10 protein-coding genes are annotated in these 14,642 nt (G+C 49.5%); 1 reads left to right on the top strand and 9 read right to left on the bottom strand.

Features of this window, described 5'->3' with window-relative positions:
• Window positions 1-241: 241 nt before the first annotated feature.
• From HMPREF0980_RS09810 to HMPREF0980_RS09770, 9 genes are all read right to left on the bottom strand, one after another.
• Complete coding sequence (locus HMPREF0980_RS09810; protein ID WP_049728883.1) at window positions 242-1,291, bottom strand: NAD(P)-dependent alcohol dehydrogenase; 1,050 nt, start codon at window positions 1,289-1,291, stop codon at window positions 242-244.
• 23 nt (window positions 1,292-1,314) lie between these two features.
• Window positions 1,315-2,490 carry an ROK family transcriptional regulator gene (locus HMPREF0980_RS09805; protein WP_242847376.1) on the bottom strand — a complete coding sequence of 392 codons (1,176 nt, stop codon included), beginning with the start codon at window positions 2,488-2,490 and terminating at the stop codon, window positions 1,315-1,317.
• A gap of 181 nt (window positions 2,491-2,671) precedes the next feature.
• Window positions 2,672-3,784, bottom strand: coding sequence for a M24 family metallopeptidase (locus HMPREF0980_RS09800; protein ID WP_242847375.1), 1,113 nt, complete (start codon window positions 3,782-3,784; stop codon window positions 2,672-2,674).
• Entirely contained in the window at window positions 3,760-4,824 is a 1,065-nt protein-coding gene (locus HMPREF0980_RS09795; protein ID WP_049728881.1) for a zinc-dependent alcohol dehydrogenase family protein, read from the bottom strand. Before HMPREF0980_RS09795 ends, HMPREF0980_RS09800 begins: the two co-directional genes overlap by 25 nt.
• Before the next feature lie 157 nt (window positions 4,825-4,981).
• Entirely contained in the window at window positions 4,982-7,363 is a 2,382-nt protein-coding gene (locus HMPREF0980_RS09790; protein ID WP_049728880.1) for an ABC transporter permease, read from the bottom strand.
• A gap of 2 nt (window positions 7,364-7,365) precedes the next feature.
• Window positions 7,366-8,121 (bottom strand): ABC transporter ATP-binding protein, encoded by a 756-nt coding sequence (locus HMPREF0980_RS09785; protein ID WP_049728879.1) that lies wholly within the window; start codon window positions 8,119-8,121, stop codon window positions 7,366-7,368.
• 144 nt (window positions 8,122-8,265) lie between these two features.
• Complete coding sequence (locus HMPREF0980_RS09780) at window positions 8,266-9,540, bottom strand: sensor histidine kinase (protein ID WP_198146224.1); 1,275 nt, start codon at window positions 9,538-9,540, stop codon at window positions 8,266-8,268.
• A complete protein-coding gene (locus HMPREF0980_RS09775) occupies window positions 9,537-10,211 on the bottom strand; it encodes a response regulator transcription factor (protein ID WP_049728877.1) in 675 nt (224 codons plus the stop codon). The genes HMPREF0980_RS09780 and HMPREF0980_RS09775 overlap by 4 nt, the downstream gene beginning before the upstream one ends.
• A 20-nt stretch (window positions 10,212-10,231) precedes the next feature.
• Window positions 10,232-11,119: an AraC family transcriptional regulator gene (locus HMPREF0980_RS09770; RefSeq protein WP_049728876.1), complete on the bottom strand. Its 888-nt coding sequence runs from the start codon at window positions 11,117-11,119 to the stop codon at window positions 10,232-10,234.
• Window positions 11,120-11,322: 203 nt separating this feature from the next.
• Between HMPREF0980_RS09770 and HMPREF0980_RS09765 the strand changes: the two genes are divergently transcribed.
• A complete protein-coding gene (locus HMPREF0980_RS09765) occupies window positions 11,323-14,595 on the top strand; it encodes a DUF5107 domain-containing protein (RefSeq protein WP_049728875.1) in 3,273 nt (1,090 codons plus the stop codon).
• Window positions 14,596-14,642: the final 47 nt, after the last annotated feature.

Here is a 14,642-nt window from a genome sequence, read left to right as displayed (position 1 = left end):
CTTGTTTTTTATTGAAAACGCCTTAATCAGGCGTTTTTTTCATGCCCATTTCTGTGATTTTGCCGGTGAACAGAAAAGTATAGCTTTCTTACACATACCACTTTTATAAATCTATTTTATAAATTCAATTTATATAATTATATATCAAAAGCACATGACTGTGCAATATGCAATGTTACACAATATTTTTTTTATAAATTCATGTAATTTGCATAATGTTATTTATTTGGCAAACTTACGGCTATTCTGCAATTTTTACGACTGCTTTCACTATCTCGCTCTTTTCGTTCACGCTTCTGTCCATCGCCGTCTGTATGTCGTCAAAGCGGAAGATGTGCGTGGCTATTCCCTTTAAATCCACCTTTCCCTGAGCCACCGCATCAATGGCCATCGGATAGATATGGCGGTAGCGGAATACTGTTTTAAATGTAACTTCCTTGTCAAGGGCAAGGCTCATCATCATATTCATCATACCTGTCTTGCCATAGCCGACAAGGACGATGTTGGATCCTTTTCGTACTGCCTGGATTGCCTGGTTTGTCGTAATCTCTGTACCCGCGGTCTCAATTGCCAGATCAAAGCCTTCTCCGTCCGTCAGTTCCTTTGCCATTGCAAGCACGTCATCTTCCTTCCCGTTGATAACGCCGTCGGCCCCGAGTTCCAGCGCCTTGTCCAGACGCTTCTGCATGACATCCACCACATACACCCTGGACACTCCGCATGCCTTTAATGCCATCATGGACACGAGGCCGATACAGCCTGCTCCGAATACGACCGCCGTCTGTCCTGCATGGGCATCTCCCTGCTTTGCCGCATGGAAGCCTACCGCCAGCGGTTCAATCAGCGCACCTTCCAGCGTGCTGACATTCTCCGGCAGCTTAAAGCACAAATCTTCCGGATGTGCCACATATTCCTGGAATACGCCATCAACGGGAGGGGTCGCGAAGAACACCACGTCAGGGCAGAGGTTGTACTTCCCTTCTCTGCAGAACCTGCATTTGCCGCATGTCTTCCCCGGCTCCAGCGCCACACGGTCGCCTCGTTTCAGATGGGTCACGTTCTTCCCCACTTCAACGACGGTTCCGCCTGGTTCATGTCCGAGAACAAACGGCGGCTCTACGATATAGTCCCCGATTCTTCCCATCTCGTAATAATGCATGTCGCTGCCGCAGATTCCAACATACTCCAGCTTCACAAGTACTTCATCATCTTTAACCTGCGGTATCGGGCGCTCGGTATAGCCCATCTCCCCAATTCCATTCATTACTGCAACCTTCATCATCCCATCCATCTTCTTCTGCTCCTTTCACTTCTCTATATAGAATTTATAAAGTTTTCAATATAATAGACCGCGGCCCCTAAAGCCGATGCGGCTTTCTGGTATCTGCAGGCACGGACATAAGTCCCTCCCCCTTCAAAGATGTTCTTTTCCGCCACCCTTTTCTGCAGCTCCTTGATATAGGGACCGATACAGCTCCCGACATAGCCTCCGAGCACTATATCGCAGTCAAAACACATTCTCAGGTTATCAACCGTGATAGCCAGGTCGTCCAGATAGTCCTCCCATACGTTCACAAGTTCAAGATCCCCATCCTCCATTCTGTCAAAAAAGCGTTCCAGATAACCGTCCGTGTATTCCGCCAGGCAAAGCGCGGAACAGTACGCATCTACACATCCTTTTTTGCCGCAGTAGCATGTCTTGCCACCAGGATGTATGACCATATGCCCGAATTCACCGCTGTGCCAGTGCCTCCCGATATACATATTCTCAAACACGCTGACCAGCGGGCTCCCCGCTTCCTCCTGTCCGGTCTCCTGCCGGAACACGACCGCACCGCCCACCGTATTGCTCAGGGACAGGTATATCATGCTCTCCAGCTGCCTGTCCGCGATGCACTCTGTGGCGGCCGCGGCGTTGGCATCGTTAATCAATACGCATGGATACGGAATATGGCGGGAAAACACCTCCCCATCTATATCATACAGATCCAGCGCCCTCGAATATGTGATATGGTTCTCATTGCTGTCCACGATAGAGGGGACAGATATTCCCACACCTGCAACCTTTTCACTAACTGCCTTATCCTCCCCGATGAAGTCCGCCAGCGCCTCACCAAGCTGAACAAAGTACTCGTCCTCATATGTAAAGGCTCTCCGCATACGCACATGTTTCAGCACGGTCTCCGTCATATCCGTCAGAACCATTCCGATATGGTTCCGGGTTATCTCGATTCCCACCGCATATCTGGCATCCTTTACTGCTGCAAGCGCCTTTGCCTTCCTGCCGCCTGTAGATTCAAATTCCCCGGCGTCGCAGACGACATGCGCTTCTTTTAGTTCTTTTACTATCTGCAGCACTGTAGGTCCGCTCATATCAAGCGCGGCAGCGATATCCGGCATAGAAGTTCTGTTCTTACTGTTTATATAACGAAAAACGCGGTTCCGGTTCAGCTTCTTCACCTCTGAATTGTTCGTTCTCTGTATCACCATCCACCCCTCCTTTCACTATATTCTATGATACGCGCACTTTTCGCCAAAACTTTAATAAAGTATTTAATAAAGTCCTTAATTAAGTATAATATTACCATTTTATGGGAAAAAGTCAACATATAATTTTCGACACAGCTAAAGAATTTGGTGAATTTGCCAGATAGCCCGGCATGTCACCGGGCTATCGTTTCAGAATTTCCGCCACTTCTATCATCCCATGTGGCGTATCAATGATTCGTCGGGGCCAGTTAGAAGACATGGACAGTATCCTTACCCCATCGGCCCCGAGATAGGTAGTCTCCTCGCACTTTGTACCGAGAATCGTAGGATTCCACGCGTAAGCCTGGCCTTCGCGGATTGTCCGCTCGTCGCCTGGAGCCGGGATAAATTCCCTGCATGCATATCCGGTCGGCCCTCCCTGGTGATGCATCTTCCATTCGCCGTCATACCCCGCCTCCGCGTATAGTGCCTTTACTTTTTCAAAGTATTCTTTATAGGTCATCCCGTCCCGCATCATCGTCTGCATACACGCAAAGATATACTGCGTCTTTTCGTACCGCTCTTTGATCTCTTCCGGCACCCGGGCAAAATATACCATTCTCGTCAGACTCGTGTACAAGCCGTATTGCTCTCCGCCGAGGACAACCATCAGGCTTTTTTCTATTTTCTTTCCGGCCGGAACCGGATGACGGTATGACAGGATACGCCCATCAGCGCCTGCAAGTACGCAATCGGGGCTTACCCCGTTCTGGATGCAGCGGCAACTGAGCATATGTGCGATATCGTTTTCCGTCATCCCCGGCCTCGCCTCCGCACAGACCCCTTCGACGATATCCGCACACAGTTCTCCAGCCTTTTCATAGCGCGCCACTTCCTCTTCCGTAAGCCTCAGACGCAGCTCAGCCAGCTCTTCCTGTACATTTGCAGTACCTGCTGTCCCTGTGTCTGAAGCAAACCGTCTTCCCCCTATATAGTCTTTTATCTGTGCATCCTTGGATACATACCATGGGAGAAGCACCGGATCTGCCCCGAGCGGGTTCTGTTCCGTGTCCATGCGGTGAAGATCGCTGCTGTCCGCCAGCAGGTCGATACCGTCCCGCCTTATGGCATAGTACGCTGCACCATTTTCGCTGTTGGACACTACATTGCTTTTGGCACCTTTGCTGACCCAGGTATAGTTATCCCTCCGGTTCAGAAGCACACCGTCATAGTTATTTTCTTCAAGCCACTTCCTGATCCGTTCTACCGCCTCCATAATCTCCCCCTCTTCTATTCCATCTCGTGATTGATGCATACTTTGCCTGTTTTGCCGGTCGCAAACACTTCGAACGCTTTGTCCGTCTCCTTCAGAGGGAAGCGGTGCGTAATAATCTGGCTCGGATGTATCTTCTTCCTGTCGAGCAGTTCTACGAGCTTCTCCATATTGCCTACGGATGTCACCCAGGAACCGTGGAGCGTAAGATTCTTATGCAGCAGAAGCGGGCTCGGCTCAAACGTCACGGTTCCCTGTTCTCCAAGAAATACGACGTTGCCCCACATTCTGGCCGCCTCCAGGCATCTGTGCCGTCCTACGCTGCTGCCGGAACAGTCTACGGCCACCTCCACCCCTTTGCCTCCGGTGAGTTTCATAACATTCTCTACCACACTGTCATCACCGGCAAGAACCTCATCCGCACCGATTTTCCTGGCCATCTCCATTCTTTCTTCCGAGATATCTACGCCAACTGTCTGGGCTCCAAGCGCTTTGGCCAGGATGAGGGCTGCCTGTCCTACCGGCCCAAGCCCCATGACGAGCACCCTGTCATTACCGGAGACATTGGCTCTTAAGAGCCCCTGATAGGCAGTGCCAAATCCGCATGCTATCATGGCCCCGTCTTCATAAGTCAGGAAATCCGGGAGGTGGATGCATGTATCCGCGTCTGCAACCATATATTCCGCCAGTGCACCGTCCCTCTGCCATCCGTACGCTCTTCTCTCCGGCTGCTGGCAGTTGATATAGAATCCTTTGCGGCATTCGTCACAGTATCCGCAGCCCTGGATATGGTATACGACGACACGGTCCCCTTCTTTAAAATCATCTACTTTGTCCCCGACGGCCACGACCTGCCCGCTCGGTTCATGTCCGGCGATGACGTCATCGTATCTGGCCCCGCCGGTCTTATCCGTGTGTTCAAAATAGATATACTTCAGATCACTTCCGCACAAGCTGGCAGCCTTCATCTTCAGAAGCACCTGCCCCGGTCCCGGCTTTGGCACATCACACGTGACCGGCTGTACTTTGGCTCCGCCCGGAAGCTTCATCCCTGACATTTTTTCTGGAATCTTCTCACTCATCTTCATATCCTCCTGTCTTTTGAATAGACTGAAATCATGTTCTTCACGTTTATACCTCATTGAACATGGGCAGTTCAATAAGCTTAAGTTCTTATACGGATTATAACATCATTGTGCAGCAAGCAAAATTCCATATGTTATCTTTTGATGGACTATATTACACTTCCTCAATCATTCTGCAAGGTTCTATTTTTCTGATTCTCATGGACCAGACCACTGCTGCCAGCCATGCCCACAGAACAATTGCGGCCACGATTGCGGCCATTGCGCCAATGTTCATATCAAGCCCGCACTTTTTGATACCAAAAGCTGAAAAACAGAGAATGAGCGACGGTTCTGTTCCGAACCAGGCCGCAGCGCTTCCAAACAGTGCGCCAGACAGCACAACCGGAATATAACTCATGGTCGTCTGCAGTATGAGCTGCCTCGTCGTACAACCGAGCGCCTTATATATGCCCAGCTGCCGCTGTTCTCGCACGATCTGCGTCTTGACGAGCAGTATGAGTATGAGTGCAATGACAAGGTTGACCGCGCCAAACATAACGATACAGAGTACCTTCATGACTGATTTTATAGAGCCGAGCGAAACTGATATATAATCCAGGAAATTCGTGACTGTCACATCTTTTCCTTTTACAATTCCTTTGATTTCATTTACCATGGACGGTACATCCTTATCTTCGTCGAGATAGATATACAGCTCCGGAACGATATCTGGTTTGATCCGTGCAAATCCCTCCTTCGTGACCATCGCTTTTTTCCCGAGATGGTTCATGCCCTGGCTCAGCCCCGTGACGAGGTAATCCTGCCTGCTGCCCCCCAGCTTAAGGTATACGACGTCTCCCGTACCGGCTCCGAGCCTGTCGGCAATCACGGTGGAGAGCATCACTTCATTGTCCAGCTTAGGCCTTCTGCCTTCTACCACATTGTCGATACGCAGATGTTCCGTGTCGTCATAAGCGTCACAGTTGACACCTTCTTTGCCGCCTTTGTAAGTACAGGTCACATCGTCTGCAGTGTACGCGACGATATGAGAGATTCCATCTACAGCGTACAGTTTATCTTCCAGCTCTGCCTGTAATACTTCCGCCTTCTTAGGATCTGCCTCTTTTACGGCCGTTGTAATATCGGGAGTCTCAAATCCGGTCACTTCTATCAGTTTCCTGTCCTGTACGGCGTAATTGTCGTAGATGCCAAAAGACATCTGGGCGCAGAAGGAAAGCAGTGCGACAATGCCGCCAAATGCAAGTGTCCGCCTTCTGTCCAGCAGCACATGCTTCATCCCGACCGCAGCATGAAGAGGCAGATGCGTCGTGGAAAGCGGTACGTGGTTCCTCTTAAAATTATGGCTGTGCATTCCATTTCTCATGGCGTCCAGCGGGGTAATCTTCTTATATTTCCGGCAGCTTATATATACCGCCGCAAGAATCAGTACCATTACGGCCGCAGTACTGATGGCGGCGCTCCGTATATCTGCTCCCATATCCCACTGAAGTCCAAGGGAAGCAGATATGATATTTCCGACGATTCCGGAAGCGGATTGCGCAATAGCCAGCCCTGCGCCTATGCCAAGCAGACCTGTCAGGAGATATTCCAGCATGGAGGCCCTTCTGAGCTGGCTTCCCGTGTACCCGCACGCTTTCAGCATCCCGATATTCCTTATATTCATTTCGATTGCATTACGGATATTAAACCTTACGATTACGAGCGATATAAGTACGAGCAGCACTGCAAATGCAGTCAGTATCCCCATAAATATATTTGCGGCGACGCCGGTTCCTGTCCGCATCGTGCTATAGTCCAGCGTCCAGTTGAGTACCTGCTGGTAATCTGCTATATCGGCGCTCAGCACATCCTGCATCTTATCTGAGAATTCTGCCGTGTCATATCCCTTATCCAGTTTGACACGGTACGCCATATCCTTATCCCACGCGTCTGAATATGCGGCAAATGCATCGGCAGATATAAAGCATTTTACTGCCGGCAGGTTATTTGGGGTGGCAAACATAACATCTTCTGTAAACCCATACACCTGGAATTGATATACCTGATTCTTATAGTCCACACAGAGCACATCCCCTGTCTCATAACCCATACCGGTCTTCATATAATATGGGAGCAAGACGGAGTTATCGTTCCATTCTTTGCCCTCATCTATAATCTGTATGACGGACAGTTTACGCGCGGCGTCTTTTTCAAAGAAGAAAAATTCCAGCTGATCTGCGTCCGCTGCTTTCTCTCCCTCCTTATAAAATTTGGCGCCAGTAGCGTAGAGCGCCTTCTCCCGCTCCATATACGCGGTTTCTTTCTGCTCCTTTAATATCTCTGCTATCTCCTGCGTGTGGCTGCTGCCGGTGAACAGAAGATAGTCTGCGCCATTAACATGTGCATTCCTGCTGTCTATGACATTGTCGATATTGGTGACCACGGATATTCCGACATAGAGCAGCAGTACGGATAGCGCCACAAGCAGAAAGAACAGGAACGTGTTGCCTTTCTTTCTCCTGATGTTATCTCTGGCAATCAGCAAAAGTCCCATTACTACCACCCCATCTCTCTCAGGAATCCACGGAGCTGCTCCGGCCTCTTATCATCATCCGGGCTGTACGCCCCAAGTCTCAGTTCATCGAGGATGACCCCGTCCTGGAGATACAGGATTCTGCTGCCTCTTATCGCCGCTTTCATATCATGGGTCACCATGAGTATGGTCTGTCCCTGCGTATTCAGTTCTGTAAAAATGTCGAGCACCTGAGAGGCGCTCTTAGAATTCAGCGCCCCTGTCGGTTCGTCTGCAAACAGGACCGACGGAGTGTTGATGATTCCTCTTACGAATGCCACTCTCTGCGCCTCCCCGCCTGACAGCTGTGCGGGATACTTGTGAAGCGTATCCCGGGAAAGCCCGACTTTTTCAAACAGCCCGGCTGTCTTTTCTGCTATCTTCTTTTTTTCCCTGCTGAGGAGCAGCCCGCTCACCATGATGTTATCCAGTGCCGTCATCGTGTCATTGAGATAATTCTGCTGGAAGACAAAGCCGCAGTTCTTCCTCCGGAACACTGCCAGCCTGTCATTTGAGTATCCTGATATCTCTTCTCCTCTGATTGCTATGTTTCCGAGTGTGGGACGCTCCATCCCGGACAGCGTATAGAGCAGTGTACTTTTCCCGGATCCTGAACTGCCCATGATGACGGCAAATTCTCCCTCGTCTATCTCAATGTTAAGATTCTTCAATACGTGCTGTTGGACACTTTCATTAGAAAATGTCTTGCACAGGTCTTTCGCTTTTAATATTACTCCCATAGTTATAATCCTTTCTCTGGCGGACATAAAAAAGCCGCGGTTTTTCTTCCACGGCTTTATTGTACCTTATGCGGCTTCGCAAGTCTTAATCTGATTCCTGCCTGTTTCTTAACTGATTCTTAAACTTTCTCATACATTTTCTTCTTACATCAGCCCTGCTTTCCTCAAGAACAGATTCACGACAAATCCTCCGTCGTTATAGCAGTCAAAGTCCCCTTTCATATGTTTCATAAAGTATCCGGCCAGATAAAGCCCGAGTCCCGCGCCTTCCTTTCCTTTTGCATTGCTGCCCCGGTAATACTTCTCCTTCACGAGCGGAAGCTCATCTTCCGGCACGCCTTCCCCGTAATCCCTCAGCATGACGACAATCCCTTCCGGCTGTTCTCTGAACGTGATATCGATTCCTGTGCCGGCATATTTATCCGAATTGTTCAGGATATTGTCCAGCACCTGTTCAAAGCGCAGCACATCCATATGGACAAGGCATTCCGGCACTTCAGAATGGATACGGACGTCCTCATGTACACGCAGCTTATCCAGTACGTGGGATATGACGGTGGAAGGCACTTCAAGCGGATTCACCGCCAGGCTTTCCAGCTCTTCCAGTGTTGCATGGAACATATTGTCCGTAAGCTGCCCCAGCATATCTGCCTTCTGCCCTATGACGCCGGCCTTCTCCTGTACTTCCGCCAGATTCAGTCCCCCGCTTTGTTCTGCTTTTGCTTTCATAAGCTCGCTTGTCGCTTTGATGACCGCCACAGGTGTCTTCATATCGTGCGACAGTCCTGCGGCAAGCTCCTTTTTGCTCATATTGGCCAGATATTCTTTTTCTTTCGCTTTCTTCAGCTCCTCGCGCATCAAGTCGAAGCTTTCCGTAAAGATGCCAAAATAATTTCCCTTCGTCATCCGAAGCGGTGCATCCAGATTCCCTTTTGCTACATCGGCGGCAAACTGTTTCAGCCTTCCAAATGGCCGGATGAAATAAACATAAATGAGCGCGATCAGTCCATATCCTATCAGCAGCACGAGAAGGCACATGGCGGTCATACGGCTCTGTACATCTTTTTCCAGTTCTCCCAGCCGCTCACGGGCACCCGGAAAGACGATTTTTCCTGCAGGATATCCTGCTTCTTCCCCATCTGCGTTATAATCCAGCAGAGTATCTCCTTTTTTCACTGCCTCCATGACCCGGCTCTCATAGTCTGCATCCGATGCGAGCAGTATCTGGCAGCCGGAGTCTTTTTCTATATCCTCCCGCTTTTTTCCCTGCGCAAGACCTTCTGCGATACGCGCATATTCCATGTTCAGGGAGACGGTGTCCGCGGCCTGGTACTTTGGAGCCTCTGTCTCTTTTAAGTTCGCTGCCAGCACGAGCAGTATGGCAGCGGTGAATACTATCGTTATATATCGAAGTTTCATAATTCCAGCATATACCCCGTTCCCCATATCGTCTTTATCATCTGAGGCTCATTCGGATTCTCCTCAATCTTCTCTCTCAGCTTCCTTATATGGACATTCAAGGTTCCGTCGCTGAAATAAGAATCTCCCCACACTTCCTCAAATAATTCCTCTTTCGTTACGATTTTATTTCGGTTGCGGAACAGATATTGAAACAGCCTGAACTCTTTGGCTTTCAGCTGGATTTCCTTTCCGCCTTTATAGACGCGCATCGTGGCCTCATCAATCGATACGTCCCCGTATCCCTCCCTGCTGCCCGCACGTTCCTTAGCCATGCGCTTAAGCGTCACCTTCACCTTTGCCAGAAGGATACTCAGCGAATACGGCTTCTTGATATAATCATCTCCCCCGATATTAAGTGCGATGAGTACATCATCATCACTTTGCCTGGCACTTATGAACAAGATAGGGATGTCAGAACTCTGGCGGATTTTTTTACATATTTCGAACCCGCTCTCATCTTCCAGGTTAATGTCCATAAGCAGCATATCTGCTTCATGCTCCTTCAGGAACCTGTGGCACTGGGCAGCGTTTTCCACATATGTACATGTGACATCAAACATTTTAAAATATTCACATGTCATCTGAGCCAGTTCTGTCTCATCATCTACAATCAAACAATTATAATGCATGTTGCTTTTCCTTTCCGGCACTATTCACAATAGAAGTAATCTCCATTTTTATAATCTCTGGGCGACATTCCCACCACTTTTTTAAATATCCTGGAAAAATAATACTGGTCTTCATATCCGAGTTCTGAACTCACCTCGTAGATATACATGTCTGTTGCCTTCAGCAGCTTACACGCCTCCTGCATCTTCAGATGGATGAAGAATTCCACCGGCGAACGTCCTGTCTGCGTCTTGAATATCGTATTCAGATAACTTTTGGACAACTGGACTTCTTCAGATATCTCTTCCAGCGTCAGGCTCCTCCTCAGATTCTGGTACATGAATCGGATTACCATCGTCACGTGCCGGTCCTGCACCGTACTCTCATCCGTCTTTTCCCTGAAATATATCTCGGACAATATGAGGGAGAGCACTTGTGAGATATAGATAAAGTTGCCAATCGTATAATTGCGCTCCAGTACACGGAACAGCAGCCTGAACAGAACCATCATGCGGTTGTCGCTCTGTCTGGAATTCATATGTACGGTTCGGCATTCCTCCAGCGGATAATATCCCGTGTCTTCCCCCTTGAAATGGGCCCACAGTATGCTCCACGGATCTCCCTGATCCGCATAATATCTGTGCCGTCTGCCCTTTGGGATGCAGAACGCATCCGAATGGCCGATGTGGTACACCTCGTCTTCTACCTCTATCCTCCCTTTTCCTTCTGTACAATAGATCAGGATATACTGGTCCGCCCCTTCCTCGCGTTCCCGGTAGTGGGCACGCGCCCTTGGAAAGAATCCAACATCTGTCGGATATATCGTGCGCACGAGCGGATGCTCCGCATAGTCCGCAAAAGATTCGGTTGGAATTATGATATATTTTTCATCTTTAAATCCATCTGCTTTACCTGATATATCATTCATCCTGTACTGCAGCCCCCTTCTTTACACGCAGCTTTTGATGTGTTCTCTGGCCTCATTATATTCTCTTTGCACAATATTGTCCATCTTTTTATCATTTATGCCATTTTAACACACGGCACGCTATGATACTCTGGATGCAGAGAGACATCAGGAACATGCCGCCCGCGGCTCATCTACTCATATATATGAAAGGAGAATATAAAATGAAGTTTGACAAGGTCCACGTGTGGGAAGAGACGGTAACAATTCCCACCTACAAAGTATCCCCGGCGGAGAAAAGTCCATTATTTATTGAGAACCGCGCCTACCAGGGAAGTACGGGAAAGGTCTATCCGCTCCCGGTGACGGAAAAGATATCTGATGAAAAAGAGGATGTGTCATACCGCGCTGTCTATCTGGAAAATGACTATCTGCTCGTCATGGTACTCCCCGAGCTTGGAGGCCGTATCCAGCGCGCTCTGGACAAGACGAACAACTATGACTTCGTTTATTATAACCATGTGATCAAACCAGCTCTTGTGGGTCTTACCGGACCATGGATATCAGGAGGCATCGAGTTCAACTGGCCGCAGCACCACCGCCCTACCACCTATTCTCCTACAGACTGCCACTGGGAAGAACATACCGACGGTTCTGCTACGGTATATGTAAGTGAGATCGACAAAATGTACGGGACAAAGGGAATGGCCGCTTTTACGCTCCGTCCCGGCAAGGCTTATATTGAGATCAAGGGACGCCTGTACAACCGGACAGATATGCCTCAGACCTTTCTCTGGTGGGCCAATCCCGCTGTACCTGTAAATGACTATACATACTCTGTATTTCCGCCGGATGTCCATGCTGTCATGGACCATGGCAAGCGTGCGGTGTCAACCTTTCCTGTCGCGACAGGTGAATACTATAAATACGACTATTCCGAGGGAATCGATATCTCATGCTACCGCAATATAAAGGTCCCCACTTCTTATATGGCGGCACATTCTGACTATGATTTTATCGGAAACTTCGACGAACAGGTGGATGCCGGACTGCTTCACGTAGCCGACCATCACATATCCCCGGGCAAGAAGCAGTGGACATGGGGCAACAGCGACTTTGGCCAGGCCTGGGACCGCAGCCTGACAGAGACAGACGGACCTTATATAGAATTGATGACAGGTGTCTACGCAGACAACCAGCCTGATTTTACATGGCTGAAGCCATATGAAGAGAAGACATTTACCCAGTATTTTATGCCTTACAAGCATGTGGGGCGCGTTAAGAATGCCACAAAAGATGCGGCGGTCAGCATCGATCTTGCCGACGGCAAGTGTCTGCTGAAAGCATACACTTCCGGAACGTTTGAGAACGCCTTAGTCTCTGTAAAGAAAGGAGACGAGACACTCTTCACCGACCGGTCGGATCTCACCCCGGCACAGTATTATGACGCCGCCTTTGACACCGCTCTCAAAAGCCTCGATGGGGTAACGGTCACACTATCCGACGCAGAAGGCTATGGGCTTGTCTCCTATACGCACGAAGCGCAGGAACTGGAACCGACGCCGGAGCCGGCGGAGCCTCTTCTTCCTCCTGAAGAGCTTAAGACCACAGAGGAGCTATATCTGGGCGCACTTCATCTCGAACAGTACCGCCATGCCACGCTTGACCCGGAAGCTTACTATGTAGAGGGACTAAGACGTGATCCGTCTGATATTCGTCTGAACAATGGATATGGGCTTCTCCAGTACAGGCGCGGGAACTTTACGGCGAGTATCGGTCATTTTAAGAAGGCGATTGAGAAGCAGACGTGGAAGAACCCGAATCCGTACTATGGCGAGAGCTATTTCAACCTTGGTCTGGCGCTCGTCATGACCGGTGATATACAGGCGGCTTATGATGCTTTCTATAAATCTACATGGAGCTATGAGACACAGGGAGCCGGTTACTACTGGCTGGCCTGTCTCTCCTGCCGCCAGGGCGATTACCGTCAGGCGCTTGCATTTATAGATAATTCTCTCATCCGCGGCTGGCACAATATGAAAGCCCGTACACTGAAGGCTGCGATTCTTCGTATGCTCTCTGCAGACAATGAAGCTCTCATTGCCGAGAGCCGGTCTATCGACCCGCTGGACATGGGAACCCTGTACGAGAGTGCAATGCAATGCAATGACTTTGCGGAATGGAAGTCCAAGATGCGAGAGCCTGCTCATAACTATCTGGAACTGGCACTTGATTATATGAAAGCCGGTCTCTATGAGGATGCGCTGGCCATACTGGCCTCCTGTGCCGACAGCTCTCCGTTGCTCCATTATTATAAAGGGTACATCTATGAGCTCAAGGGGGAGAGGGGCGAGGCCGCAAGGATGCATCAGCTCGGCGAAGCTGCCGATTCCAGCTACTGCTTCCCGAACCGCCCTGAGGAAGTGCTTATTCTGGAAAGTGCTGTCCGGCTGCTTGATGACGCACCTTTTGCCCACTATTACCTTGGATGTCTCCTGTATGACAAGAAGCAGTATGAGAAGGCAGTCTTCCATTGGGAAACCGCTGCCGATAAGGCGCCCTGCTTCGGCATGAACTGGCGGAACCTTGCAATTGCATATTACAACAAGCAGAAAGATATTCCGAAAGCGCTGGAATGTATGGCGAAAGCATTTTCACTTGATGCTTCCAGCTCCCGCTTCCTTCTGGAATATGACCAGCTCCGTGCAAGAGCCGGTGTATCCGCCGAAGACAGGCTTACGCTCCTTTGCGCCCATCTTGAGCTTGTGGAATACCGTGACGCGCTCTATGTGGAATACATTACACTGTTAAATAATACGGGCCAGTACGATCTGGCACTGGACTGCCTGAACGGACACCGGTTCCATCCGTGGGAAGGCGGCGAAGGCAAGGTCAGCGCCCAGTACCGCTACGCACTGACACAGAAGGCACTTAAGCTTCTGGCGGATGCTTCCTATGATGAGGCAATCCGCCTGCTCGAGGCGACGAAAGCGTATCCTGAGAACTTAGGAGAAGGAAAGCTTCCGAACGTCCAGGATAACATAGCGGATTACTATCTCGGAAAAGCATATAAAGCAAAGAATGACGGCAAGACCGCCCGGTCATATTTTGAGAAAGCGGCCACAGGCCTTGAGGAGCCTTCCAGCGTCCTGTACTATAACGACCAGCCCTCCGACACGATCCTCTATCAGGGCCTGGCAAATGAAGAACTAGGAAACAGGGCCGCCGCCAGGAAATGCTATCATCAGCTCCTGGCATTCGGTGAAAAGCATATTTTCGACCATGTTACTTATGATTATTTCGCCGTATCGCTTCCAGAAATAGAAGTGTTCCCGGAAAATATCAAAGAACGCAATGATATATACTGCCAGTATCTCATGGCACTTGGGAAAATCGGCCTGGGAGAAAAAGAAAGAGCAGCAGAAATTCTTCACGAAATACTGGCTGTGAAACCAGATTATCAAGGAGCCGTATGCCATCTGACTATGGCGGAATAAAGACAGGGGACACCCAAAAACGAATTGGGGACGGGGTTTTTTTCAAA

Source organism: Dorea sp. D27, assembly GCF_001185345.1.
In the GTDB taxonomy this organism is placed as follows: domain Bacteria; phylum Bacillota; class Clostridia; order Lachnospirales; family Lachnospiraceae; genus Extibacter.
The sequence above is the reverse complement of the archived record's forward strand: the minus strand, read 5'-3'. Positions and strand labels throughout refer to the sequence as shown.

Coding starts and splice junctions, on each gene's coding strand:
- HMPREF0980_RS09810 (WP_049728883.1), bottom strand. CDS start 1,291: ATGGATGGGATGATGAAGGTTGCAGTAATGAATGGAATTGGGGAGATG.
- HMPREF0980_RS09805 (WP_242847376.1), bottom strand. CDS start 2,490: ATGGTGATACAGAGAACGAACAATTCAGAGGTGAAGAAGCTGAACCGG.
- HMPREF0980_RS09800 (WP_242847375.1), bottom strand. CDS start 3,784: ATGCATCAATCACGAGATGGAATAGAAGAGGGGGAGATTATGGAGGCG.
- HMPREF0980_RS09795 (WP_049728881.1), bottom strand. CDS start 4,824: ATGAGTGAGAAGATTCCAGAAAAAATGTCAGGGATGAAGCTTCCGGGC.
- HMPREF0980_RS09790 (WP_049728880.1), bottom strand. CDS start 7,363: ATGGGACTTTTGCTGATTGCCAGAGATAACATCAGGAGAAAGAAAGGC.
- HMPREF0980_RS09785 (WP_049728879.1), bottom strand. CDS start 8,121: ATGGGAGTAATATTAAAAGCGAAAGACCTGTGCAAGACATTTTCTAAT.
- HMPREF0980_RS09780 (WP_198146224.1), bottom strand. CDS start 9,540: ATGAAACTTCGATATATAACGATAGTATTCACCGCTGCCATACTGCTC.
- HMPREF0980_RS09775 (WP_049728877.1), bottom strand. CDS start 10,211: ATGCATTATAATTGTTTGATTGTAGATGATGAGACAGAACTGGCTCAG.
- HMPREF0980_RS09770 (WP_049728876.1), bottom strand. CDS start 11,119: ATGAATGATATATCAGGTAAAGCAGATGGATTTAAAGATGAAAAATAT.
- HMPREF0980_RS09765 (WP_049728875.1), top strand. CDS start 11,323: ATGAAGTTTGACAAGGTCCACGTGTGGGAAGAGACGGTAACAATTCCC.